This window comes from Pseudomonas sp. H3_A02, assembly GCF_054671965.1.
In genome coordinates this window covers 2,103,694-2,127,076 of sequence record NZ_CP162807.1, presented here as the reverse complement: position 1 = coordinate 2,127,076, position 23,383 = coordinate 2,103,694, and the positions used below count along the sequence as shown (strand labels likewise).

Annotated in this window: 21 protein-coding genes; 14 read left to right on the top strand and 7 right to left on the bottom strand. The window is 62.4% G+C overall.

The genetic code is table 11. The features are described 5' to 3' along the window. The first annotated feature begins 182 nt into the window (after positions 1 to 182). Positions 183 to 392 carry a DUF2788 domain-containing protein gene (locus tag AB4N80_RS09265; protein ID WP_039594082.1) on the top strand — a complete coding sequence of 70 codons (210 nt, stop codon included), beginning with the start codon at positions 183 to 185 and terminating at the stop codon, positions 390 to 392. Here AB4N80_RS09265 and AB4N80_RS09260 read toward each other — a convergent pair. From AB4N80_RS09260 to AB4N80_RS09245, 4 genes are all read right to left on the bottom strand, one after another. Then, positions 387 to 1,022: a pseudouridine synthase gene (locus tag AB4N80_RS09260; RefSeq protein ID WP_460081669.1), complete on the bottom strand. Its 636-nt coding sequence runs from the start codon at positions 1,020 to 1,022 to the stop codon at positions 387 to 389. The genes AB4N80_RS09265 and AB4N80_RS09260 overlap by 6 nt on opposite strands. A 70-nt stretch (positions 1,023 to 1,092) precedes the next feature. After that, positions 1,093 to 2,592, bottom strand: a complete 1,500-nt coding sequence (gene amn / locus AB4N80_RS09255) for an AMP nucleosidase (protein ID WP_460081666.1) — start codon at positions 2,590 to 2,592, stop codon at positions 1,093 to 1,095. Between the two features lie 216 nt (positions 2,593 to 2,808). Further along, positions 2,809 to 4,458, bottom strand: coding sequence for an acyl-CoA dehydrogenase family protein (locus tag AB4N80_RS09250; protein WP_122565064.1), 1,650 nt, complete (start codon positions 4,456 to 4,458; stop codon positions 2,809 to 2,811). 70 nt (positions 4,459 to 4,528) lie between these two features. Next, positions 4,529 to 6,913, bottom strand: a complete 2,385-nt coding sequence (locus AB4N80_RS09245; RefSeq protein WP_354339267.1) for a hybrid sensor histidine kinase/response regulator — start codon at positions 6,911 to 6,913, stop codon at positions 4,529 to 4,531. A gap of 463 nt (positions 6,914 to 7,376) precedes the next feature. Here AB4N80_RS09245 and AB4N80_RS09240 point away from each other — a divergent pair, with 463 nt between their 5' ends. From AB4N80_RS09240 to AB4N80_RS09225, 4 genes are all read left to right on the top strand, one after another. Next, on the top strand, positions 7,377 to 8,174 hold the full coding sequence (locus tag AB4N80_RS09240; protein WP_024616125.1) for a hydroxymethylpyrimidine/phosphomethylpyrimidine kinase: 798 nt from the start codon (positions 7,377 to 7,379) through the stop codon (positions 8,172 to 8,174). Between the two features lie 17 nt (positions 8,175 to 8,191). Next, positions 8,192 to 8,818, top strand: coding sequence for a thiamine phosphate synthase (thiE, locus tag AB4N80_RS09235; RefSeq protein WP_354339269.1), 627 nt, complete (start codon positions 8,192 to 8,194; stop codon positions 8,816 to 8,818). Positions 8,819 to 8,846: 28 nt separating this feature from the next. Continuing rightward, positions 8,847 to 10,130, top strand: a complete 1,284-nt coding sequence (gene hemL / locus AB4N80_RS09230; protein WP_460081661.1) for a glutamate-1-semialdehyde 2,1-aminomutase — start codon at positions 8,847 to 8,849, stop codon at positions 10,128 to 10,130. 216 nt (positions 10,131 to 10,346) lie between these two features. Further along, a complete protein-coding gene (locus tag AB4N80_RS09225; protein WP_053188388.1) occupies positions 10,347 to 10,901 on the top strand; it encodes a tetratricopeptide repeat protein in 555 nt (184 codons plus the stop codon). Between the two features lie 142 nt (positions 10,902 to 11,043). Here the strand turns inward: AB4N80_RS09225 and AB4N80_RS09220 are convergent, their stop codons facing one another. After that, the gene (locus tag AB4N80_RS09220; RefSeq protein ID WP_003185742.1) at positions 11,044 to 11,373 is read right to left on the bottom strand and encodes a DUF1820 family protein; all 330 of its coding nucleotides are present in this window, start codon (positions 11,371 to 11,373) and stop codon (positions 11,044 to 11,046) included. Positions 11,374 to 11,506: 133 nt separating this feature from the next. On the opposite strand from AB4N80_RS09220, the gene miaB reads away from it, so the two are divergent. The 5 genes from miaB (at position 11,507) to lnt (ending at position 16,964) form a co-directional block, all read left to right on the top strand. Continuing rightward, positions 11,507 to 12,835, top strand: a complete 1,329-nt coding sequence (gene miaB / locus AB4N80_RS09215) for a tRNA (N6-isopentenyl adenosine(37)-C2)-methylthiotransferase MiaB (RefSeq protein ID WP_460081658.1) — start codon at positions 11,507 to 11,509, stop codon at positions 12,833 to 12,835. Between the two features lie 237 nt (positions 12,836 to 13,072). After that, positions 13,073 to 14,083 carry a PhoH family protein gene (locus AB4N80_RS09210; RefSeq protein ID WP_122565059.1) on the top strand — a complete coding sequence of 337 codons (1,011 nt, stop codon included), beginning with the start codon at positions 13,073 to 13,075 and terminating at the stop codon, positions 14,081 to 14,083. Continuing rightward, positions 14,076 to 14,534 (top strand): rRNA maturation RNase YbeY, encoded by a 459-nt coding sequence (gene ybeY, locus AB4N80_RS09205; RefSeq protein ID WP_122565058.1) that lies wholly within the window; start codon positions 14,076 to 14,078, stop codon positions 14,532 to 14,534. The genes AB4N80_RS09210 and ybeY overlap by 8 nt, the downstream gene beginning before the upstream one ends. Before the next feature lie 39 nt (positions 14,535 to 14,573). Next, positions 14,574 to 15,413, top strand: a complete 840-nt coding sequence (locus tag AB4N80_RS09200) for an HlyC/CorC family transporter (protein ID WP_003205870.1) — start codon at positions 14,574 to 14,576, stop codon at positions 15,411 to 15,413. Between the two features lie 27 nt (positions 15,414 to 15,440). Further along, the gene (gene lnt / locus AB4N80_RS09195) at positions 15,441 to 16,964 is read left to right on the top strand and encodes an apolipoprotein N-acyltransferase (RefSeq protein WP_122565057.1); all 1,524 of its coding nucleotides are present in this window, start codon (positions 15,441 to 15,443) and stop codon (positions 16,962 to 16,964) included. A 90-nt stretch (positions 16,965 to 17,054) separates the two neighbouring features. Here lnt and AB4N80_RS09190 read toward each other — a convergent pair whose 3' ends face one another. Together AB4N80_RS09190 and AB4N80_RS09185 are read right to left on the bottom strand one after the other, a co-directional pair. Next, positions 17,055 to 17,816 (bottom strand): YdcF family protein, encoded by a 762-nt coding sequence (locus AB4N80_RS09190; RefSeq protein WP_122565056.1) that lies wholly within the window; start codon positions 17,814 to 17,816, stop codon positions 17,055 to 17,057. 103 nt (positions 17,817 to 17,919) lie between these two features. Further along, positions 17,920 to 18,240 (bottom strand): hypothetical protein, encoded by a 321-nt coding sequence (locus AB4N80_RS09185; protein ID WP_122565055.1) that lies wholly within the window; start codon positions 18,238 to 18,240, stop codon positions 17,920 to 17,922. A gap of 292 nt (positions 18,241 to 18,532) precedes the next feature. On the opposite strand from AB4N80_RS09185, the gene leuS reads away from it, so the two are divergent. The 4 genes from leuS to arfA all read left to right on the top strand — a co-directional run bounded on the left by leuS (position 18,533) and on the right by arfA (position 23,322). After that, positions 18,533 to 21,139, top strand: a complete 2,607-nt coding sequence (gene leuS / locus AB4N80_RS09180; RefSeq protein WP_460081651.1) for a leucine--tRNA ligase — start codon at positions 18,533 to 18,535, stop codon at positions 21,137 to 21,139. Between the two features lie 90 nt (positions 21,140 to 21,229). After that, positions 21,230 to 21,835 carry an LPS-assembly lipoprotein LptE gene (locus tag AB4N80_RS09175; protein WP_122565053.1) on the top strand — a complete coding sequence of 202 codons (606 nt, stop codon included), beginning with the start codon at positions 21,230 to 21,232 and terminating at the stop codon, positions 21,833 to 21,835. A 39-nt stretch (positions 21,836 to 21,874) separates the two neighbouring features. Continuing rightward, positions 21,875 to 22,912, top strand: a complete 1,038-nt coding sequence (gene holA / locus AB4N80_RS09170; protein WP_122565052.1) for a DNA polymerase III subunit delta — start codon at positions 21,875 to 21,877, stop codon at positions 22,910 to 22,912. Between the two features lie 245 nt (positions 22,913 to 23,157). Continuing rightward, positions 23,158 to 23,322, top strand: a complete 165-nt coding sequence (gene arfA, locus AB4N80_RS09165; protein WP_122565051.1) for an alternative ribosome rescue factor ArfA — start codon at positions 23,158 to 23,160, stop codon at positions 23,320 to 23,322. Positions 23,323 to 23,383 lie beyond the last annotated feature (61 nt).

Below are 23,383 nucleotides of genomic sequence, written 5' to 3'. Positions count from 1 at the left end.
CAGCTTGCATTGACGTTGGATGTGCTACCGCCATCGCGAGCAAGCTCGCTCCCACATGGGTCTATAGCGTCAGCCCAGGCGATGAATAGCTGCGACACACCGCCGCAGGCCAATCCCCCACCCGCCCCCCATGCCTTATACTCGCCGCGCCTTTTCAATCCCGCCCACGCCGGAGTGTCCTGATGGATCCTGCTGTTTTCGAAGAGTGGATGATGACCGGCCTGGTCAGCATCCTGATCATTTTCATGGGTTTCATCGTCTGGGACCTGGCGAAGAAGTCCAAGGCCGGGCGTTTTGGCTCGTTCATCCTGTTTTTCGTGCTGGGCCTCGGCGTGGCCGCGTTCATCATCAAGAGCGTGGTGATCGGCCTGATCGAATCCGGGACGCTATAAGCGCGCCGGCACTTCCTTCCACTGGCCCTGGTCGAGCCCTTCGAGCGTCCAGTCACCGATCCTGACCCGCACCAGGCGCAGTGTCGGCAAACCCACCGCAGCGGTCATGCGTCGCACCTGACGGTTGCGCCCTTCGCGGATCACCAGCTCCAGCCAGCTCGTGGGCACGCTTTTACGAAAACGCACCGGCGGGTTGCGAGGCCACAATTGTGGCTCGTCCAGTTGCCGCGCCTCGGCCGGCAACGTCATGCCGTCGTTCAATTCCACGCCCTCGCGCAAACGCTGCAATTGTTCAGCGCTCGGTTCACCCTCGACTTGCACCCAATAGGTCTTGGCCAGCTTGTGTTTGGGGTCGGCAATACGCGCCTGCAGCTGCCCATCGTTGGTCAGCAACAGTAGCCCTTCGCTGTCGCGATCCAGCCGCCCGGCCGGGTAGATGCCCGGTACGTCGATAAAATCCTTGAGCGTCGCCCGCCCCTCACCGTCGCTGAATTGCGTCAGCACATCGAAGGGTTTGTTGAACAGGATCAGCTTTGGCTCGGCCGGCGGAGCCTTGGCCTCACGGCGCGGGGCTGCGGCGGGGAGCTTCGCGCCAGGGCGACGGGAAGCGGGGCGTGGGGGACGGGGCATGGCGAATACAACATCTAACGGTCAGGGCCGACCATGCTAGTGGCCCGACCGTTAAATGACCACCATCCGATCAGCGGAACGGCGGCTCGTCGAAGCTGCGCAGCTTGCGCGAATGCAACGAGTTGAGTTCGGTGCGCAACAGGTCCAGCGCCGCGATGCCGATCTTCAAATGCTGGTTGACCGCTCGCTCATAGAACGCGTTAGCCGAACCCGGCAGCTTGATCTCGCTGTGCAGCGGTTTGTCCGAGACGCACAGCAGCGTGCCATAAGGCACCCGCAGACGATAACCCTGGGCGGCGATGGTGCCGCTTTCCATGTCCACCGCCACGGCGCGAGACAGGTTGATCAGCGGCCGCTCCTGGGCCCAGCGCAGTTCCCAGTTACGGTCGTCGTAGGTCAGCACGGTGCCGGTGCGCAGGCGTTTCTTCAGCTCGTCGCCCTTTTCGCCGGTGATATTCGCCGCCGCCTGCTGCAGGGCCATCTGCACTTCGGCCAAGGCCGGAATCGGAATGTTCGGCGGTACCACCCGGTCTAGGATCCCGTCGCGGCGCATATAGGCGTGGGCCAGCACATAGTCGCCAATGGTCTGGGACTGCCGCAACCCGCCGCAATGGCCGATCATCAGCCAGCAATGCGGGCGCAGCACGGCGAGGTGGTCGGTGATGTTCTTGGCGTTGGACGGGCCGACACCGATGTTCACCAGGGTCACGCCATGGCCATCATTGGCCTGCAGGTGATAGGCCGGCATCTGATAGCGGTGCCAGACCACCCCGGCGGCGATGGCCGACGCTTCGCTGTGCTCCATGTTCTTGTCGATGATCACGTTGCCCGGCAGGACCATGCGCACAAAGCGCGGGTCGCTGCGCAGTTGCTCCAGGCCATGGACGATGAACTGGTCGACATAGCGGTGGTAGTTGGTCAGCAGGATCCACGGCTGCACATGGCGCCAGTCGCTGCCGGTGTAATGCACCAGCCGGCGCAGGGAAAAATCCACCCGCGCGGCGTCGAACAGCGCCAAGGGCAGCGGGTCGGTGTTTTCCCAGTCATAGAGGCCGTCGGCGATGCCATCGGTGGCGGCCGACAGGTCAGTGCTGGGGAATACCCGCGCCAGCACGGCGGCGGTCACACCGGAGCCGGCCAGTTCGTCGCCCTGCTCCACCACGTACGGGTACGGGATGTTCTGCTCGCTGACGCCCACTTCCACGGTGACGGTAAAGTCGTGCATCAACGGGACCAGCTGTTCCAGCAGGTATTTACGGAACGCGGCGGGATGGGTGACGGTGACGCTGTAGGTGCCGGGCAACTGGACCTTGGCGTAGGCCCGTGTGGTTTGCGGGACTTCGCCGTGGCAGTGATAGGTCAGGCGCAGAGCCGGATAACGAAACAATGCACGCTGCTCGGCATCCGGCTCGATGCGATCCTTGAGATAACGCATCAGCGCCTGGTTCAGCGCGGTGGTCGCACGCTCGTGCAGGGCCGCCAGACGATCCACGGCTTGTTCGGCGGTTTGAACGACAATAAACGCTTCGGTCACGATCAGCTTCCTGTGTTCTGACTTGCAGGCCTTCATCTTGCCTGCATCGTCGTCTGACGGGAACAGTGGCGTAGTGGACTCGATCGCTCCCACCCTTGGTCGCCGGCAGTTGCAGATCCGCATTCACCGCATAACCCTGTGGGAGCGGGCTTGCTCGCGAAAACGGTGTGTCAGACAACAAAGATGCTGAATGTGACGAAGCTTTCGCGAGCAAGCCCGCTCCCACAGGGTTATGCGCCAACCTGAACCCTCTTAAAAGCCGTGTGGGGTCGAGCGGGCGACGATGGCCTCTACATCCAAGCCCCGAGGCAGGGCACCGTACACCCGGCCGGTCGAACCCAGGCGACTGGCGATAAAGGCATCGCTGACCTCACTGTTGCCCGCTTCGAGCAACAGTTTGGCTTGCAAGCCAACGGCGATGTCTTCGGTCAATTGCCGGGCGCGGTACTGGATGTCGTCGGTGTCCTTGAACGCCGCGTGCAATTGATGGATGTGGCCGGCCAGGCGCTTGTCGCCGTGGCCGTCGCCCAATTCGCTGAACAAGACCTCCAGCACACCCGGCTCCTTGGACAAGGCGCGCAACACATCGAGGCATTGCACGTTGCCGGAGCCTTCCCACGTCGAGTTGACCGGCGCTTCGCGGTACAGGCGCGGCAGGATGCTGTCTTCGACGTAGCCGGCACCGCCCATGCATTCGGCAGCTTCGTTGATCATCGCGGGGGCGCGCTTGCAGATCCAGTACTTGCCCACCGCCGTCACCAGCCGGGCGAACTTGGCCTCGTGCTCGTCGTTCAAGTGGTCCAGCGCCCGGCCCATGCGCAGGCTCAAGGCCAGGGCGGACTCGCTTTCCAGCGCCAGGTCAGCCAGGACGTTTTGCATCAGCGGCTGTTCGCTCAACAGCTTGCCGCCGACCTTGCGGTGCGCGCAGTGATGGCTGGCCTGGGTCAACGCCTGGCGCATCAAGGCGCTGGAGCCGACCATGCAATCGAAGCGGGTCATGGCCACCATCTCGATGATCGTCGGCACGCCTCGGCCTTCTTCACCGACCATCCAGGCCAGTGCGCCACGGAACTCGACTTCGCTGGAGGCGTTGGAACAGTTGCCCAGTTTGTTTTTCAAGCGCTGGATGTAGAACTGATTGCGCGTATCGTCGGGGCGATGGCGCGGCAGCAGGAAACAGGTCAGCCCCTTGTCGGTCTGGGCCAAGGTGAGGAAGGCGTCGCACATCGGCGCCGAACAGAACCATTTGTGCCCCACCAGCTCATAGGCCTGGCCCGGGCCGCTGGCGCCCACCGGATAGGCCTTGGTGGTGTTGGCCCGCACATCGGTGCCGCCCTGTTTTTCGGTCATTGCCATGCCCACGGTCACCCCGGGCTTGTGGGCCATGCCGACATTGCGCGGGTCGTACTCGGTGGCGAGCACCTTCGGCACCCAGCGCTCGGCCAGGTCCGGCTGCAAGCGCAGCGCTGGCACGCTGGCAAAAGTCATGGTCAACGGGCAACCAGTACCGGCTTCAGCCTGGCTGTGCAGGTAGGTCATCGAGGCACGGGCGACATGCGCACCGGGCTGTGGATGGGCCCAGGGCAAACTGGGCAGGCCATGCTCGACGGCGGCCCGCATCAACTGGTGATACGCGGGATGGAATTCCACCAGATCGATGCGATGACCGTAACGGTCATGACTGGAAAAAACCGGTTTGTTCTGGTTGGCCAGGAAGCCCGCTTCCATCAATGGCCCGCCGGCCAACGCCCCATACGCATCGATCCGCGCCTGCGCCCAGCCAGCCCCAAAGCGCTGCGACCACTGTTGCAGCGGCAGGTCGATGCGGTACAGGTTCGCGCCATCCAGGGATGGCGGCTGATTGGTGACGTCGTGGGTTTCAGCGAACTGGTGCAGGTTCATGAGAGGGCTCCTCGATCGGCAGGGATTCAGTTAAGCACCGCCTCCAAGCCGAACAAAGTGTCATATGCGCCTAAATATCGGCGCTTTCACCCTGCCTGGGGCACAGCACCCGACGCTGGAGCGTCGCCTGCAAGGCCTCGAATTTCACCGGCTTGCTCAGGTAATCGATCAACGCGCCCGACGGGCAACACTCATGGCCCACGTTCGGGCTGACCACCAGCACCGGCAGCTCCTCGCAGCCGGACAACGATCGGATCTGGCAGCAGACCGACACACCGTCCAGCGGCGGCGCTTGGCAATCGAGCAGCACCGCATCAAAGCGCTCGCCGTGCAGCAGCTCCAGCGCGGCGCGGCCACTGTCGGCGGTGCGCACCCGATAACCCAGCTTGAGCAGCATGCCGCGCATGACCAACTGATCGATGTTGTTGTCATCCGCCAGCAGCACCGTGCAATCCTGGGGTTGGCGCGAACCTTGGCGGCCACCGAAGGCAAACGGCGTCGGGACCGCCGCCGGCAAGGCCACGTCAAACTCCACGTCCAACTGGAAACGGCTGCCGCGACCAGGCTCGGAGGTGTGGGTCAGGCGCCCGCCCAGCAGTTCCACCAATTGCCGGCAGATGGCCAGGCCCACACCGAGGCCGCCGTATTCGCGGGTCATCGAGCCGTCGAGTTGGAAGAAGCGCTGGTACAAGGTCGCTTCCCCCAAGTCGGTAAAACCGATTCCGGTGTCGATGACGGCAAAGGACAGCACCACCCGACCAAACTCCGTCGACCGGCCGCTGACTCGCAAGGCCAAGCCGCCCACCCGCGTGAACTTGATGGCGTTGTCCAGCAGGCATTCCAGGCTCTGGGCCAGTTTGCCGCTGTCGCCGAGCAACCGGTCCGTCAGGCCCGGGGCCACGTCGACCTTGAAATCCAGGCCCTTGGCCGCAGCATTGGCGCCGAACTGCACCTGCAGCGCATCGACCACTCCACGCAGACTGAACGGCGCGGGATAGACCTTGAGCTTGCCGGCCTGCAACTCGGTGAGGGTGAGGATGCCATTGACCATGCGCATCATGTCCCGCGCCGACCCGGCGGCGGTCTGCTGATACTGGGTCAGTTCCTCGTCCATCTCGACGGTTTCCATCAGCTCCAGGGAACCGATCACGCCATTCATCGGCGTGCGCAGTTCATGGGTCAGGGTGGCGAGGAATTCATCCTTGAGCTTGTTGCCGTGGGCCAGTTGCTGGTTGAGCACTTCGAGTTTCTGCCCGGCGTCCAACAGGGTCTGGGCCTGCTGTTCGCGCATGGCATTGATACGGTCGGCCAGGGCCAGGGACAACAGCGCCACTTCGATGGCCGAGCCGATCTGGCTGGCGTACATGGTCAGGAAGACGTTCGGCAGGTAACCCAACACCATCAAGGTATTGATGATGCCCCCCAGCAGAAACGCCGACCAGGCGATGATGAAATAACGCGCCACCCGCAGGCCACGCCACCAGGCGAACAGCCCGGCGGCAAAGATCGCCACCGTGAACACCAGCGCCAACGCCGTTGCCAGGCGCAGCGCCAGGGCATAACTGGTCATCAGCGACAGGCCGATGACCACGGCGCTGTAGCCGATCAGTGCCAGCAGCATGCGGTCCATCCAGCGGCCATGCTGGGCAGTTTGCAGGAAGCTGCGGGCGAACTGGCTGCCAAACAGGCCCGCGCAGCCAATGAAGAACGGCGTCGCGGCGTTGGCCCACCAGGGGTTGTCCGGCCAGAAGAACTCCACGGCGGCACCATTGACCGACAACTGGTACAGGCCGAACGAGGCGATATAGAAGATGTAATAGAGGTAGCTGGTATCGCGCACGCTCAGGTAGATGAACAGGTTGTACACCAGCATCCCCAGCAGCACGCCATAGATGATACCCAGCACATACAGGCGCACCGGCTGTTGCTCGAGGTACGCGGTGCTCGACCACAGCGTCAACGGTGCCTGGATCGAACCCTGGCTTTGCAGGCGCAGATAGACGGTCTGTTGTTGCTCGGGTTTGAACGCCAGGCTGAACAGATAGTTGTTCTGGCGGATCTCGCGGCTGGCGAACGACAATGCATCACCGGTCTGGCGAACCAGGCGATAGGCCCCCGTCGCGTCAGGCAGGTACAAATCGAGGTGGTCCAATGGCGGGTAGGCCAATTCCAGCAGCCAGGTGCGCTGGGCGTCGGGATTGCCGGGACGATAGTGCAGGTCGATTTTCAACCAGAAGGCTGATCGTGAGTAACCAGCGTTCAGCGTGGCTTTGTCGTGGGGTTTGAAAGCGCCCGCCGCGGACTGGGCCAGGACCTCATCAAGCGTCGCCGTACCGCCCGCATCTTCGAACACTTGCAGGGCATGGCCCAAGGGCAGGTTTTGGGTGAATTCATCGAATTCCAGGGCACTTGCCAGAGGGGGCAAGCACAGCAGTAACATCAGCAAATAGCGCATTGAAGCCCCAGCGTGGCCTGTCCGGTTGAGTCAGGAAGCCCCCCATTCCCTGAGTAGACGTAAAACCGGCATTACCTGTTATGTGTTGGATCCATCTCTAGCATAGCCGTTGATGGCCAATTTGCACCATCGAATTTTTTACCACAGAGGGCTCTAGAACGGGCGTTTCAGAGCAAAGCGTTGAGATAGAGCTGTTGCTTTGGTCAGATTGAATAGCGCCTTGGAGCCGGACTCGACTGTTTGGACCTGGAACATGGTTTCTGTGGCGAGGGGATTTATCCCCGTTGGGGTGCGAAGCGCCCCCATTCAAGTTGTCTGACACACCGCAGTGTCAGGTTTAGGGCTGCTGCGCACCCCAGCGGGGATAAATCCCCTCGCCACAAAGAAATTCCCCCATCACATAAATTTTCCTCTGGCGCAGGTGCGCGCCGATCAAACAGGTTTGGTGGTAAGCTCGCGCACCATGAATATCTACAGCTCTCGCCCCGTTGTCCTTTGCCTCTCCGGCCACGATCCCAGTGGTGGCGCCGGTTTGCAGGCAGATATCGAAGCCCTGCTCGCCCAGGGTTGCCATGCCGCCCCCGCCGTTACCGCATTGACCGTGCAAGACACCGTCAACGTCAGCGATTTCCGCGTGCTCGATCGCGAGTGGGTGCTGGCGCAAGCCAATGCCGTGCTCAACGATGCCCAGGTGGCGGCGGTCAAGCTGGGAATGCTCGGCTCCCTGGAAATGGTCGACACGGTGGTCGAGCTGCTCCAGGCGCACCCGCACCTGCCGATGGTCTGCGACCCGGTGTTGCGTGCCGGCGGTGGCGGGCGCCTGGGCAAGGATGAGGTCGGCTACGCCATGCGCGAACGCCTGTTGCCCTTGGCAATCATCGCCACCCCCAACCTGCCTGAAGCACGCATCCTCGCCGAACTGCCCGAGGGCAGCGCCGACGAGTGCGCGGAAAAACTGCTGCCCTTCGTCAAACACCTGTTGATCACCGGTGGTCACGGCGACGAACATGAAGTCCATAATCGCCTGTACAGCCGCGACGGCCGCCGCGAAACCTTTACCTGCCAGCGCCTGCCTGGCAGCTACCACGGTTCCGGTTGCACCTTGGCCAGCGCCCTGGCCGGTCGGCTGGCCCAGGGCGAACAGCTCGCCAGCGCGGTCAAGACTGCGCTGGATTACACCTGGCGCACCTTGCGCGATGCCGAACAACTGGGCAAAGGCCAGTTCGTGCCGCGTCGCCTGCCGCTGGATTTCTGCTCGTAGCACCGGAGGCCTGTGGAATGAAATTACGTGGCCTTTACGCCATCACCGATAGCCAATTGCTGGCCGGTAAGTTCCTCGCTTATGTAGAAGCGGCGCTGGAAGGTGGCGTGACCCTGCTGCAATACCGCGACAAAAGCAACGACGAAGCCCGACGTCTGCGGGAAGCCGAAGCCCTGCGCAACCTGTGCGAACGCTACAAGACCCAGTTGATCATCAACGACGACGCCGAACTGGCCGCGCGCCTGGGCGTCGGTGTGCACCTGGGCCAGACCGATGGCCCACTGGCGCCGGTACGGGCATTGCTCGGGCACAAGGCGATCGTCGGCGCCACCTGCCACGCCAGCCTGGCACTGGCCGAACAGGCCGCCAGCGAAGGCGCCACTTATGTCGCGTTCGGGCGCTTCTTCAACTCCAACACCAAGCCTGGCGCCCCCAGCGCACACCTTGAACTGCTCGAACAGGCGCACGTCAAACTGCATATCCCTGTCTGCGCCATCGGCGGCATCACCCTGGAGAACGCCGCCCCGTTGGTGGCCCACGGGGCCGACCTGCTGGCGGTGGTCCACGGCCTGTTCGGCGCCGGCAGCAGTGCTGAAGTGACGCGCCGCGCCCGCGCCTTCAATGCGCTGCTACAGATCAAATAGTCCATTTTCCGTTTTCGAGAGCCCAACCATGTCCCGTTCCGAAACCCTGTTTGCCAGTGCCCAGAAACACATCCCCGGCGGCGTGAACTCGCCCGTTCGCGCGTTCAAGAGCGTTGGCGGCACTCCGTTGTTCTTCAAGCACGCCGAAGGCGCGTACGTCACCGACGAAGACGACAAGCGTTATGTGGACTACGTCGGCTCCTGGGGCCCGATGATCCTCGGCCACAGCCACCCGGACGTGCTGGATGCGGTGCGCAAGCAATTGGTCCATGGCCTGTCCTACGGCGCGCCGACCGCGATGGAAACCGAGATGGCCGACCTGGTCTGCTCGATCGTGCCATCGATGGAAATGGTGCGCATGGTCAGCTCCGGCACCGAGGCGACCATGAGCGCGATCCGCCTGGCGCGGGGCTACACCGGTCGCGACAGCATCATCAAGTTCGAAGGCTGCTACCACGGCCACTCCGACAGCCTGCTGGTCAAGGCCGGCTCCGGCGCCCTGACCCAGGGCGTGCCGAGTTCGGCCGGCGTACCGGCGGCATTCGCCAAACACACCCTGACCCTGCCGTTCAACGACCTCGAAGAAGTCGAGAAGATGCTCGGCGAAGTCGGCCAGGAAGTGGCCTGCATCATCGTCGAGCCAGTGGCCGGCAACATGAACTGCGTGCCGCCGGCGACGGGTTTCCTCGAAGGCCTGCGCAGCCTGTGCGACCAGCATGGCGTGGTGTTGATTTTCGATGAAGTGATGACCGGCTTCCGCGTGGCCCTCGGCGGCGCCCAGGCCCATTACGGCGTCACCCCGGACCTGAGCACCTTCGGCAAGATCATCGGCGGCGGCATGCCGGTGGGCTGCTTCGGCGGCAAGCGCGAGATCATGGAATGCATCGCGCCGCTGGGCCCGGTCTACCAGGCCGGCACGCTGTCGGGCAACCCGCTGGCCATGGCCGCCGGCCTGACCACCCTGCGCCTGATCAGCCGCCCGGGCTTCCACGCCGAACTGACCGACTACACCACCCGCCTGCTCGACGGCCTGCAGATTCGTGCCGATGCGGCCGGCATCCCCTTCGTGACCACCCAGGCAGGCGGCATGTTCGGCCTGTATTTCAGTGGCGCCGATGACATCGTCACCTTCGAAGACGTCATGGCCAGCGATGCCGATCGGTTCAAGCGCTTCTTCCACCTGATGCTCGACGGCGGCGTGTACCTGGCCCCGAGTGCGTTCGAAGCCGGCTTCACCTCCATCGCCCATGGCGAGACCGAGCTGAAGATCACCCTCGATGCAGCCGAGCGGGCCTTCGCGGCGCTGAAATAAGCCTGTGGATAACTGACGCTGGCTGAAGCTGGCGTCAGTGATTGCTGACAACCCCCCGCCCTTTTCCTACGTATTTATGCCTGAAGCTGCTATTAGCATCCCCGCGCAGCAGAAAAACGAGTAAAGACTTTGTAAGGATGGCCCCGCTTATTTCATAATGCGCGCTTATTGGATCCCCCGAGGGTCCGCGCGCCCCTCAGAGGTAAGTCGATTCCCATGAACCGCACCGGCCGCACCCTTGCCTTGGGCTGCCTGTTGCTCCTTCAGCCGCTGCTGGCGAATGCACAGGCAGGCGGTAACTCGTTGTTGATCCCGGCGCTGGGCCGTTGCACGCTCAACACCCAGCCACAAGATCTCGCACCGGCACTCGACGCCTGTCAAAAAGCGGCGGACGCAGGTGATGCACAAGCGCAATACGAGTTGGGCGAGTTCTACTACGAAGGCAAGGCTGCACCGCGCGACCTCAAGCAGGCCCTCAACTACTTCGAAAAAGCTTCGCTGCAAGGCCATGCCCAGGCGCAATTCAAGCTCGGCGGCATGTTCTTCCATGGCGAAGGTGTGCCGGCCAACAACGTCCAGGCCTACATCGTCTTGAAGATGGCCGCGGTCAACGGCGCCGAAGAAGCCCTGGACACCGCCGACGAAGTCGCCGAACAGATGCCCCGCGACGAGCTGGAAGTGGCGACCCAGGTGCTGGGCCAGATCTTTCGCAAATACCTGATGGAATTGCAGAACGCCGACGGGCGTACGCCCTTCTCGCCGCTGCCCTGAATGATTGCCCAGGCCTTGAAGGCCTCATCGCGAGCAAGCTCGCTCCCACACTGGATCGCTGGTGTACACAAATCTTGTGTTTACAGAGAACCCACTGTGGGAGCGAGCTTGCTCGCGATTAGGGGCAACTCGGTCCTGAGCCCTACTTCTCAGGCATCGGCATTGGAAACGGCATCACATTACCGACCGCGCCGCGGGCTTCGCTGATTTTCGGCGTGCCCAGGCGTTCGACTTCGTCGATGCGCACGATCGAATGCATCGGCACAAAACTGCGCACCACGCCTTCGAACTGCGCCTTGAGCTTTTCTTCGCTCGGATCGACGACCACTTGCGTGCGCTCGCCAAAGACGAACTCTTCCACTTCCAGGAAGCCCCACAGATCACTTTGATAGATCTGCTTGGCGTACATTTCGAACACCTGGCCCTGGTTGAGGAAAATCACCTTGTAGATTGGAGCTTCACGTTTGGTCATGGCTGGCGAAACACATCGGCGGGTAAAAATGAGGGCGCGAACTATAGCATAGCCACTGCTCGCGCAGCGGTAGGAACCGGGGGACTTGTTCCCTATAATGCGCGGTTCTTTGAATCACGTGATGAACCCGTCCATGGCCAAGAAGCTTTACATCGAAACCCACGGTTGCCAGATGAACGAGTACGACAGCTCGCGCATGGTCGATCTGCTGGGTGAACACCAGGCCCTGGAAGTCACCGCCCGTGCCGAAGACGCGGACGTGATCCTGCTCAACACCTGCTCGATTCGCGAACGCGCCCAGGACCGCGTGTATTCCCAGCTCGGCCGCTGGCGCGAACTGAAGCTCGCCAACCCGGAGATGGTCATCGCCGTGGGCGGTTGCGTGGCCAGCCAGGAAGGCGCAGCCATTCGTGATCGCGCCCCGTACGTGGACGTGGTCTTCGGCCCGCAGACCTTGCACCGTCTGCCCGAGATGATCGACGCCGCGCGTGCGACCAAGCTGCCGCAAGTGGACGTCTCGTTCCCGGAAATCGAAAAATTCGACCACCTGCCCGAGCCGCGCATCGATGGCCCGAGCGCCTATGTGTCAGTGATGGAAGGTTGCAGCAAGTACTGCACGTTCTGCGTGGTGCCCTATACCCGCGGCGAAGAAGTCAGCCGGCCGTTCGATGACGTGATCGCCGAGATCATCCACCTGGCGGAAAACGGCGTGCGCGAAGTGACCCTGTTGGGGCAGAACGTCAACGGCTATCGCGGCCTGACCCATGACGGTCGCCTGGCGGACCTCGCCGAGCTGATCCGCGTCGTGGCAGCGGTGGACGGCATCGACCGCATCCGCTACACCACGTCCCATCCGCTGGAGTTCTCCGACAGCCTGATCCAGGCCCACGCCGAGGTCCCCGAGCTGGTCAAGCACCTGCACCTGCCGGTGCAATCGGGCTCCGACCGGATCCTCGCGGCCATGAAGCGCAACCACACGGCGCTGGAGTACAAATCCAAGCTGCGCAAGTTGCGGGCGGCAGTGCCGGGCATCTGCATCAGCTCGGACTTTATCGTCGGTTTCCCCGGAGAAACCGAGAAAGACTTCCAGCAGACCATGAAGCTGATCGAAGACGTGGGCTTCGACTTTTCCTATTCCTTCGTCTACAGCCAGCGTCCTGGAACACCGGCGGCCGACCTGGCGGACAACACCACGGAAGAACTGAAAAAAGAACGGCTCAACGCCTTGCAACATCGCCTCAACCAGCAAGGTTTCGAGATCAGCCGACAGATGGTCGGCTCCGTCCAGCGGATTCTGGTGACCGATTATTCGAAAAAAGACCCCGGCGAGTTGCAAGGGCGCACCGAAAACAACCGCATCGTCAATTTCCGTTGCGACACCCCGGCCCTGATCGGCCAGTTCGCCGACGTGCACATCGACGCCGCGCAACCGCACTCCCTGCGGGGCTCGCTGGTCCAGTGACCTGCTAAAAACACTATTTTCTGTGGAAGCAAGACCTGTGGGAGCAAGGCTTGCCCGCGATAGAAGCACCGCAATCTCACTGAAGACCGCGGCGCCTTGATCGCGGGCAAGCCTTGCTCCCACCATGGGGCGTGCCAACCCTGTGATCAGATTCGCCTGTTTAAGAGCTTTCGCACCCAGCCTACTGGCGTTATCCTTGATTTCACCTTAATTGCCCCTGGGCGGCTAAAAACGACCTTGAACGCACCCATCGAACCACATCGCTTTATTCTCGAGCCCTTTGAGGCTCGCCGCTTCGCCAATCTGTGCGGGCAATTCGACGAGCACCTGCGCTTGATCGAACAGCGCCTGGCCATCGAGATCCGCAACCGCGGAAACCAGTTCGAACTGATCGGCGAACCCAAGCACACGACCTCCGCGGAAAATCTGCTGCGCCGTCTCTACCGGGAAACCAAGGGGAGCGAGCTGTCGCCGGATACGGTCCACCTGTTCCTGCAGGAATCGGCTGTCGAAGAACTCGACAACCACGCCCCGTCGGAACCAGCCGTGGCCCTGCGCACGAAAAAAGGCATGATTCGCCCGCGCGGCTTGAATCAGCAGCGCTACGTGAAGGAAATCCTGGGCAACGACATCAACTTCGGCATCGGCCCGGCCGGTACAGGCAAGACCTACCTGGCCGTGGCCTGCGCGGTGGATGCGCTGGAACGCGAACAGGTACGCCGTATCCTGCTGGTGCGACCGGCGGTCGAAGCGGGTGAAAAACTCGGCTTCCTGCCCGGCGACCTGGCCCAGAAGATCGACCCGTACCTGCGCCCGCTCTATGACGCGTTGTATGAAATGCTCGGCTTCGAATACGTCGCCAAGCTGATCGAGCGCCAGGTCATCGAAGTCGCGCCGCTGGCCTACATGCGCGGTCGGACCCTGAACAACAGTTTCATCATCCTCGACGAAAGCCAGAACACCACGGTCGAGCAGATGAAAATGTTCCTGACCCGGATCGGCTTCGGCTCCACCGCCGTCATCACTGGCGACATCACCCAGGTCGACTTGCCCAAGGGCACCAAGTCCGGGCTGAACCATGTGATTCAGGTGCTCAAGGACGTGCCGGGCATCAGCTTCACGCACTTCATGCCCAAGGACGTCGTGCGCCATCCGTTGGTGCAACGCATTGTCGAGGCCTATGAGCGTTTCGAGAATCGCGTCGATGAAGACTCGGTCGAAAGCAAAGGCAATCGCCACAATGCTTGAACTCGACCTGCAAGTGGCCTGCGAACACGCCGCCCCCAGCGAAGCCCAGTTCCGCCAATGGTGCGAACTGGCCCTGCGCCAGCGCAGCGCCGACTCGGAGCTGACGATCCGCTTGGTGGACGAGCCCGAAGGTCGTGAGCTGAACCACACCTGGCGGCAGAAGGACTACGCCACCAACGTGCTGTCGTTCCCCGCCGACGTTCCCGACGACCTGCTCGACATCCCGCTGCTGGGCGACCTGGTGATCTGCGTCCCGGTGGTGGAACGTGAAGCGGCGGAACAAGACAAGACCCCTGAGGCCCACTGGGCCCATCTGGTGATTCACGGCTGCTTGCATCTACTGGGTTACGACCATATAGAAGATGACGAAGCCGAAGAAATGGAAGCACTGGAACGAACGTTGCTTGCAGAGCTGGGTCATCCCGACCCCTACGCCGGCGACGAACACTGATACATCAACTGTAACGACAAAGGATTCAGAGTAATCGCTATGAGCGAAGATCGATCGAGCAACGGGCAGAAGTCATGGCTGGGCAAGCTCACCCAGGCTTTTGCCCATGAGCCGAAAAACCGCCAGGAGCTGCTGGAGCTGCTGCGCGATGCACACCAGAACAAACTGCTGGACAGCGAAGCGCTGGCCATCGTCGAAGGCGCCATCCAGGTCGCTGACCTGCAAGTACGCGACATCATGGTCCCGCGCTCGCAAATGGTCAGCATCAAGGCGACCCAGACCCCGCGTGAATTCCTGCCCGCCGTGGTCGACTCCGCTCACTCGCGTTACCCGGTCGTTGGCGAGAGCCATGACGATGTCATGGGCGTGCTGTTGGCCAAGGACCTGCTGCCGTTGATCCTTCAGGAGAACGGCGACAGCTTCAACATCAAGGACCTGCTGCGCCCGGCCACCTTCGTGCCCGAGTCCAAGCGCCTGAACGTGCTGCTGCGTGAATTCCGCGCCAACCACAACCACATGGCCATCGTCATCGACGAATACGGTGGCGTGGCCGGCCTGGTCACCATCGAAGACGTGCTCGAGCAGATCGTCGGCGACATCGAGGACGAGCACGACGTCGAGGAAGACAGCTACATCAAGCCGCTGCCCAGCGGTGACTTCCTGATCAAGGCCCTGACGCCGATCGAGAACTTCAACGAATTCTTCGACAGCCAATTCTCCGACGATGAGTTCGACACCGTCGGCGGCCTGGTGATGAGTGCTTTCGGGCACCTGCCCAAGCGCAACGAAACCACGGAAATCGGCTCCTGGCGCTTCCGCATCCTCAATGCCGACAGCCGCCGGATCCACCTGCTGCGCCTGTCACCCATTGGCCGATAACCCCTGCGAGACCCGCTAAGGACATACATGCGCTGGATAACCCGCCCCGGCTGGCCCGGTAACCTGCTGGCCGTGGCGGCCGGTGCGATCACCACCCTGGCCCTGGCGCCGTTCGATATCTGGCCGCTGGCATTGCTGGCGGTCGGCTTGTTCTATGCCGGGTTGCGCGAGCTCTCGCCACGCCAGGCCCTGGGCCGTGGCTGGTGTTTCGGTTTTGGCCTGTTTGGCGCCGGCACCAGTTGGATCTACGTCAGCATCCATAACTTCGGCGGCGCCTCGGTGCTGCTCGCCGGGTTGTTGATGCTGTTGTTCATCGCCGCCATCGCCTGGTTCTTCGCCCTGCCCGCCTGGCTGTGGGCGCGCTGGTTGCGGCGCAACGAGGCGCCACTGGCCGATGCCCTGGCGTTCGCCGCGCTGTGGTTGGGCCAGGAAGCGTTTCGCGGCTGGTTCCTCACCGGGTTCCCATGGCTGTATTCCGGTTACAGTCAGCTCGACGGCCCCCTGGCCGGCCTTGCGCCGTTGGGCGGGATGTGGCTGATCTCCTTCACCCTGGCCCTGACCGCCGCGCTGCTATACAACGCGCCGCGGTTGATCCGCACCGGGCGCAGAGGCTTTATTGCCGCCGGCGTGCTGCTGTTGATCGGTCCATGGGTGGCCGGCATGGTTCTCAAGGGCCACGCCTGGACCAGCCCTTCGGGCGACCCGCTGAGCGTCGCGGCGATCCAGGGCAACATCGAACAAAGCATGAAGTGGGACCCCGAGCAGCTCAACGCGCAGTTGGCGCTGTACCGCGACATGAGCTTCGCCTCCAAGCGCGTCGACCTGCTGATCTGGCCGGAAACCGCGGTACCGGTGCTCAAGGAGTCCGCCCAGGGCTACCTGGACATGATGGGCAGCTTCGCCGCCGAGCGGCATTCGGCGCTGATTACCGGCGTGCCGATTCGGCAACTGGTGCATCACGAGAAGCGTTATTACAACGGCATCACCGTGACCGGCGAAGGTGACGGTACTTACTTGAAGCAAAAACTCGTGCCGTTCGGCGAGTACGTACCGCTACAGGACATCCTGCGCGGCCTGATCGCCTTCTTCGACCTGCCCATGTCGGACTTCGCCCGGGGCCCGGCCGACCAGCCGTTGCTGCAAGCCAAGGGTTACCAGATCGCCCCGTTCATCTGCTATGAAGTGGTCTACCCGGAATTCGCCGCCAGCCTGTCGGCGCGCAGCGACCTGCTGCTGACCATCAGCAACGACACCTGGTTCGGCACCTCGATCGGCCCGCTGCAACACCTGCAAATGGCCCAGATGCGTGCCCTGGAAGCCGGCCGCTGGATGATCCGCGCCACCAACAACGGCGTGACCGGCCTGATCAACCCCTTCGGCCAGATCACCGCACAGATCCCGCAATTCGAACGCGGCATCCTCTACGGCGAAGTGGTGCCGATGCACGACCTGACGCCGTACCTGCAATGGCGCTCGTGGCCGCTGATCATCTTGTGCGTGTTGCTGCTGGGCTGGGCGTTGATGACAAGTCGGATAGCCAGGACCGTTTAGGGTTTTCGGCAATCCTCTGTGGCGAGGGGATAAATCCCCTCGCCACAGATAAATGCCTGCCACAGATAAGCACTCCCACCAGAGCCCTGCTCAGCGATAGAACAACCAATACCCCACCAACCCCACCGCCTCATTCATCAACTGCCCGGATTGCCAGATCGCCTTGAACTCCGGCATCCAGCCGCCCAGTGGCCGGGCGTTGTCCTGCCCCAGGAAACCAACAGGCGCCGGTACTACCTCAAACCCCGAGTGCTCGAAACTCCAGACTGCCCGTGGCATGTGCCAGGCCTGGGTGACCACCACGACTCGCTTGATGCCTTCCGGCAGCAGGATCTCGGCGCTCATCTGGGCGTTTTCCCAGGTCGTACGGCTACGCGCCTCTTGCCAGCGCACCTCGACGCCGAAATCCTCGCGCATCGAGTCGGCCATCAGTTGGGCCTCGCTGGGCGGGGTGCCGTAGTGCAAGCCGCCGGTGGTCAGCACGGGCAAGCCCGAAGCCTTGGCCAATCGCGCCGCATAACGCTGACGCTCCAGCCCCACACCGGTGGGCTGGTCGGCGCCCCAGGCCGGGTCGCCGCGTTCGCGACCGGAACCCAGCACCACGATGGCGTCGGCACGCTGGGCCAGGGTCGCCCATTCATTGCGCAGCAGCGGCGGTTCACGCTCCAAGGCCTTGGCGCTCCACTGCACCACCACCGGCAGGCTCATCAACCAGAAGCCGCCCAGGCCCACGGCGAAACACAGGCGGGCCAGGCGTGGCCGTGAATGGCGCCACCACCAGGCAAGCGCCAACGACAACAAAAGAATGCCGGGCGGCAATAAGAGTTGTTTGATGAAATAGCGAAACGGCATCGGGCATCTCCATAGATGCCCGAAGCCTAGGTGGGTTGACGCAAAGCGACAACAGATTCGAAAAAACCTTGAATCAAAAAAAGCGACACGCGTGAATCCGGCGTTACTTGAACTGCAGTGACCGGACCTTTACAGCATCCTTGTCAGGCGTCCGGTCCTTGAGCCATACAACCTTGGCCGAACGGGGCGCATCGAGACGCTTGAGTACCTGGGCCCCACTGGTGGGGGTTTGATGTCCGACCTGTTCGAGATAAGCCTTGACCAGTTCGAACTCCGCGGGGCTCAAGCCTCGCAGTTCCAGCTCTGCCGGACGTTCATCACGCAAGCGACCGGCGGTTCTTGCAGCGTCCAGGGCCACCCCGAGACGATCGATCAGTTTTTCATACAACTCAGGTGTAGCGACTTTTCGTTGTGATTCAACCATCCCTCACCTCATTGAAGATAAGACTCACTCCCCATTGAGAAGCTTAGCTTCGCTGGGAAAACCGGCAGGGCGCCGCGACCAACGGCCCTGAATACGGGTCCTCGCCAGCCGCTGTCGATGTCCAGCACGCAATCAGGGTTTCCCTCGGTAGAGCGCGGTCATGTATGCTACGGCGCTTCCTGTAACTCCACTTCCAGCTTGCCTGGGCATCGAAAACGCCGCATTCGGCGTCGTCTGCGTCCAGCATGGCCACGAAGAGGATTGGGCCACCCCATTCAGTACAAAAGTAGCCATGCACGAACACTACCAGCCCCGTGAAATCGAAGCCGCCGCCCAGTCGTTCTGGGACGAGCAAAAGTCCTTTGAAGTCAGTGAACAGCCAGGCAAGGAGACTTACTACTGCCTGTCGATGTTCCCTTACCCCAGCGGCAAGCTACACATGGGGCACGTGCGCAACTATACGATCGGCGACGTGATCTCCCGCTACCAGCGCATGCAAGGCAAGAACGTCCTGCAACCCATGGGTTGGGACGCCTTCGGCATGCCGGCGGAAAACGCCGCGATGAAGAACAACGTGGCCCCCGCCAAGTGGACCTACGAAAACATCGCCTACATGAAGACCCAACTGCGCAGCCTGGGCCTGGCGGTGGACTGGTCCCGCGAAGTGACCACCTGCAAGCCCGACTACTACCGCTGGGAACAATGGCTGTTCACCCGTCTGTTCGAAAAAGGCGTGATCTACCGCAAGAACGGCACCGTGAACTGGGACCCGGTGGACCAGACCGTACTGGCCAACGAGCAAGTGATCGACGGTCGCGGCTGGCGCTCCGGCGCGCTGATCGAAAAGCGCGAGATCCCGATGTACTACTTCAAGATCACCGCCTACGCGGATGAACTCCTGGAGAGTCTCGACGAGCTGACCGGCTGGCCCGAGCAGGTCAAGACCATGCAACGCAACTGGATCGGCAAGTCCCGGGGCATGGAAGTGCAATTCCCCTACGACGTCGCCTCCATTGGCGAAGCCGGCACCCTGAAAGTCTTCACCACCCGCCCGGACACGCTGATGGGTGCCACCTATGTGGCGGTGGCCGCAGAGCATCCGCTGGCGACCCTGGCCGCCCGCAACAACCCTGAGCTGCAGGCGTTCATCGCCGAATGCAAGGGCGGCAGCGTCGCCGAAGCCGACGTCGCCACTCAAGAGAAGAAAGGCCTGCCGACGTCGTTGTTCGTCGAGCACCCACTCACCGGCGAGAAGCTGCCGGTGTGGGTCGCCAACTACGTGCTGATGCACTACGGCGACGGCGCGGTCATGGCCGTGCCGGCCCACGACGAACGTGATTTCGAATTCGCTCACAAGTACAACCTGCCGGTCAAACCGGTCGTGCGCACCAGCGCCGGCGACCAGACACCGGCACCTTGGCAGGACGCCTATGGCGAACACGGCGAACTGATCAACTCCGGCGCGTTCAACGGCCTGGATTTCGTCGGTGCCTTCGATGCCATCGAAGTCGCCCTGATCAAGAAGAACCTCGGTGCCTCGCGCACCCAGTTCCGCCTGCGGGACTGGGGCATCAGCCGCCAGCGCTACTGGGGCTGCCCGATCCCGATCGTGCATTGCGACACCTGCGGTGACGTACCGGTGCCGGAAGATCAACTGCCGGTGGTCCTGCCGGAAGACGTCGTACCGGACGGCGCCGGTTCGCCCCTGGCACGCATGCCCGAGTTCTACGAGTGCAACTGCCCGAAATGCGGCGCACCGGCCAAGCGTGAAACCGACACCATGGACACCTTCGTCGAGTCCTCCTGGTACTACGCCCGCTACGCCTCGCCGCACTATGAAGGCGGCCTGGTGGAAAAATCCGCGGCCGACCACTGGTTGCCGGTGGACCAGTACATCGGCGGCATCGAACACGCGATTCTCCACCTGCTCTACGCACGCTTCTTCCACAAGCTGATGCGTGACGAAGGCCTGGTGAGCTCCAACGAGCCGTTCAAGAACCTGCTGACCCAAGGCATGGTGATCGCCGAGACTTACTATCGTCGCGAAGCCAACGGTGCCTACACCTGGTTCAACCCGAGCGACGTTGAACTCGAACGCGACAGCAAGGCCAAGGTCATCAGCGCCAAGCTGATCGCCGACGGCCTGCCGGTGGAAATCGGCGGCACCGAGAAAATGGCCAAGTCGAAGAACAACGGCGTCGACCCACAATCGATGATCGACCAGTTCGGTGCGGACACCTGCCGTCTGTTCATGATGTTCGCCTCGCCGCCTGACATGAGCGCGGAATGGTCCGACTCGGGTGTCGAAGGCTCGCACCGCTTCCTCAAGCGCGTCTGGCGCCTGGCGCAAGCCCACGTCACCCAGGGCCTGCCGGGGAAACTGGACGTTGCTGGCCTGAATGACGAGCAGAAAGCCGTTCGTCGCTCGATCCACCTGGCCATCAAGCAGGCCAGCCATGACGTCGGCCAGAACCACAAATTCAACACCGCCATCGCTCAGGTGATGACGCTGATGAACGTGCTGGAAAAAGCCGCGCAAGGCACCGAGCAGGATCGCGCACTGATTCACGAAGGCCTGGAAGCCGTGACGCTGCTGTTGGCGCCGATCACCCCGCACATCAGCCACGAGCTGTGGAATCAACTGGGTCACACCGATCCAGTGATTGACGCACGCTGGCCGGTGGTGGACGAAACCGCACTGGTGCAGGACAGCCTGACCCTGGTCATCCAGGTCAACGGCAAGCTGCGCGGCCAGATCGAGATGCCAGCCGCCGCCACGCGTGAAGAAGTCGAAGCCGCCGCGCGGGCCAATGAAAACGTGCTGCGCTTTGTCGATGGCCTGACGATCCGCAAAGTGATCGTCGTGCCCGGCAAGCTGGTCAACATCGTCGCAAGCTAATTGGATCGGGCGCCTGGCTCAAGCCTGGCGCCGAATACAACCTGCGGGGTCGCATGGTCGACCCCCATAGGGTTCAAGGGGAGCAACAAGATGATCAAACGTAATCTGCTGGTAGTGGGCCTGGCGGTCCTGTTGAGCGCCTGCGGCTTCCAACTGCGCGGCACCGGCACCACCGAGCTGGCGATCAAGGAACTGGACCTCAGCGCACGGGACGCCTATGGCGACACCGTCAAGATGCTGCGCCAGACCCTGGAGAACAGTGGCGTCAAGGTTTACAGCGGTGCGCCGTACAAGTTGGTGCTGGCGGGTGAACAACAAAGCCAGCGCAGCCTGAGCTATGCCGGTGCCGGTCGTTCGGCCGAATACGAGCTGACCAACGTGCTGAGCTATGAGATCCGTGGCCACAACAACCTGTCGCTGCTGGATGATACGCTCCAGGTGCAAAAGGTCTACCTGCACGATGGCAACAACATCACCGGCTCCGACCAGGAGTCCATCGAAGTGCGCGGCGAAATGCGTCGTGAACTCGTACAGCGCATGATGTTGCGCCTGCAACAGTTGAGCCCGGCCCAACTGGACCAGTTGCAACAGACCGCCGACGCCCGCGCCAAGGCCGAAGCCGAAGCGCTGGAAGCGGCACGCAAGGCTGAGGCGGAAACCCCGCAACAGTCGCCAATGCAGATCCCGGCTGAATAAGCCTTGCGGGGCGCTCCGGCGCCCCGCTCGCTTTCTCTTATGAAGCTCGCTCCCGCTCAACTCGGCAAACACCTGCAAGGCGCCCTCGCGCCGGTCTACATCATCAGTGGCGATGACCCGCTGCTGTGCCAGGAAGCCGCCGACGCCATCCGCGCCGCCGCTCGCCAGCAAGGCTTCGACGAACGCCAGGTCTTCGCCGCCGACGCCAGTTTCGACTGGGGTACGCTGCTGCAGGCCGGGGCGAGCATGTCGTTGTTCGCTGAAAAACGCCTGCTGGAACTGCGTTTGCCGTCTGGCAAGCCCGGTGACAAGGGCGCCGCCGCGCTGATCGAGTATTGCTCACGCCCGGCCGAGGACACGGTGCTGCTCATCAGCTTGCCGAAACTCGACGGCAGCGCGCAGAAGACCAAATGGGGCAAGGCCTTGGTCGAAGGCCCGCAGACCCAGTTCGTGCAGATCTGGCCGGTGGATGTCAGCCAGTTGCCCAGCTGGATCCGCCAACGCCTGTCCCAGGCTGGCCTCTCGGCCAGCCAGGACGCGGTGGAGCTGATTGCCGCCCGGGTCGAAGGCAACCTGCTGGCCGCCGCCCAGGAAATCGAAAAGCTCAAGCTGATGGCCGAGGGCGGGCAGATCACCGTGGAAACGGTGCAGGCCGCCGTGGCCGACAGTGCGCGCTTCGATGTCTTCGGGCTGACCGATGCGATCCTCAACGGTGAAGCCGCCCATGCCTTGCGCATGCTCGAAGGCCTGCGAGGCGAAGGGGTCGAGCCGCCAGTGATCCTCTGGGCCCTGGCCCGGGAATTGCGCCTGCTGGCCAACCTGTCCCTGCAATACAGCCAGGGCGTACCGCTGGACAAAGCCTTCAGCCAGGCCCGCCCGCCCGTCTGGGACAAGCGCAAACCGCTGATGAGCAAGGCCCTGCAACGCTACTCCGCACCACGCTGGGCGCAACTGCTGCTCGAGGCCCAGCGCATCGATGCGCAGATCAAGGGCCAGGCCGCCGGCTCGCCGTGGATGAGCCTCAGTCGGTTGTCGCTGTTGATGGCTGGGCAGCGGTTGGCGTTACCTGCCGAATAAGCACGCACTGAAGGCTGTTCTGCGGCGAAGACATCTGTGGGAGCAAGGCTTGCCCGCGATGAAAGCAGCGCGGTGTCTCTGAAACCGAGGTGTCTGTATCGCGAGCAAGCTTTGCTCCCACCTATCGGCACCACAAGTCGTGTGTTCGTCTGAATGACATTTCCTACGCAATGCAGGGACTGGACAACCCCCCAACTCTGTCCCATGATTTGCCCCGCAAAAACCACCCTACGAGAGATCCCATCATGAGCAAAAAGCCATCCAAGCATGGCCCGAACAAGGCCAAGTCCATCGTCGCCCAACCCCTGTTCCGCAGCCGCCAGGAACGACCCACCAAGGGCAAGGGCAGCTACCGCCGCGAAGCCTTCCAGTCTGACAACTGGGAGGCTTCTTGCTTTCTGGCCGCTTGAAACACTCGGACAAGCCCTACGCCCCTTTCGCATGTTAAGGTCAGCACCTGAATTGTATTTC

Excerpts from the sequence above, each read along its gene's own strand:
- AB4N80_RS09225 (WP_053188388.1), top strand. The coding sequence starts at position 10,347 with ATGAACCGCACCGGCCGCACCCTTGCCTTGGGCTGCCTGTTGCTCCTT.
- AB4N80_RS09190 (WP_122565056.1), bottom strand. The coding sequence starts at position 17,816 with ATGCCGTTTCGCTATTTCATCAAACAACTCTTATTGCCGCCCGGCATT.
- thiE (WP_354339269.1), top strand. The coding sequence starts at position 8,192 with ATGAAATTACGTGGCCTTTACGCCATCACCGATAGCCAATTGCTGGCC.
- AB4N80_RS09200 (WP_003205870.1), top strand. The coding sequence starts at position 14,574 with ATGAGCGAAGATCGATCGAGCAACGGGCAGAAGTCATGGCTGGGCAAG.
- AB4N80_RS09245 (WP_354339267.1), bottom strand. The coding sequence starts at position 6,913 with ATGCGCTATTTGCTGATGTTACTGCTGTGCTTGCCCCCTCTGGCAAGT.
- hemL (WP_460081661.1), top strand. The coding sequence starts at position 8,847 with ATGTCCCGTTCCGAAACCCTGTTTGCCAGTGCCCAGAAACACATCCCC.
- AB4N80_RS09260 (WP_460081669.1), bottom strand. The coding sequence starts at position 1,022 with ATGCCCCGTCCCCCACGCCCCGCTTCCCGTCGCCCTGGCGCGAAGCTC.
- miaB (WP_460081658.1), top strand. The coding sequence starts at position 11,507 with ATGGCCAAGAAGCTTTACATCGAAACCCACGGTTGCCAGATGAACGAG.
- leuS (WP_460081651.1), top strand. The coding sequence starts at position 18,533 with ATGCACGAACACTACCAGCCCCGTGAAATCGAAGCCGCCGCCCAGTCG.
- lnt (WP_122565057.1), top strand. The coding sequence starts at position 15,441 with ATGCGCTGGATAACCCGCCCCGGCTGGCCCGGTAACCTGCTGGCCGTG.
- amn (WP_460081666.1), bottom strand. The coding sequence starts at position 2,592 with ATGAAGGCCTGCAAGTCAGAACACAGGAAGCTGATCGTGACCGAAGCG.
- arfA (WP_122565051.1), top strand. The coding sequence starts at position 23,158 with ATGAGCAAAAAGCCATCCAAGCATGGCCCGAACAAGGCCAAGTCCATC.
- AB4N80_RS09250 (WP_122565064.1), bottom strand. The coding sequence starts at position 4,458 with ATGAACCTGCACCAGTTCGCTGAAACCCACGACGTCACCAATCAGCCG.
- AB4N80_RS09175 (WP_122565053.1), top strand. The coding sequence starts at position 21,230 with ATGATCAAACGTAATCTGCTGGTAGTGGGCCTGGCGGTCCTGTTGAGC.
- holA (WP_122565052.1), top strand. The coding sequence starts at position 21,875 with ATGAAGCTCGCTCCCGCTCAACTCGGCAAACACCTGCAAGGCGCCCTC.
- AB4N80_RS09240 (WP_024616125.1), top strand. The coding sequence starts at position 7,377 with ATGAATATCTACAGCTCTCGCCCCGTTGTCCTTTGCCTCTCCGGCCAC.
- ybeY (WP_122565058.1), top strand. The coding sequence starts at position 14,076 with ATGCTTGAACTCGACCTGCAAGTGGCCTGCGAACACGCCGCCCCCAGC.
- AB4N80_RS09265 (WP_039594082.1), top strand. The coding sequence starts at position 183 with ATGGATCCTGCTGTTTTCGAAGAGTGGATGATGACCGGCCTGGTCAGC.
- AB4N80_RS09185 (WP_122565055.1), bottom strand. The coding sequence starts at position 18,240 with ATGGTTGAATCACAACGAAAAGTCGCTACACCTGAGTTGTATGAAAAA.
- AB4N80_RS09220 (WP_003185742.1), bottom strand. The coding sequence starts at position 11,373 with ATGACCAAACGTGAAGCTCCAATCTACAAGGTGATTTTCCTCAACCAG.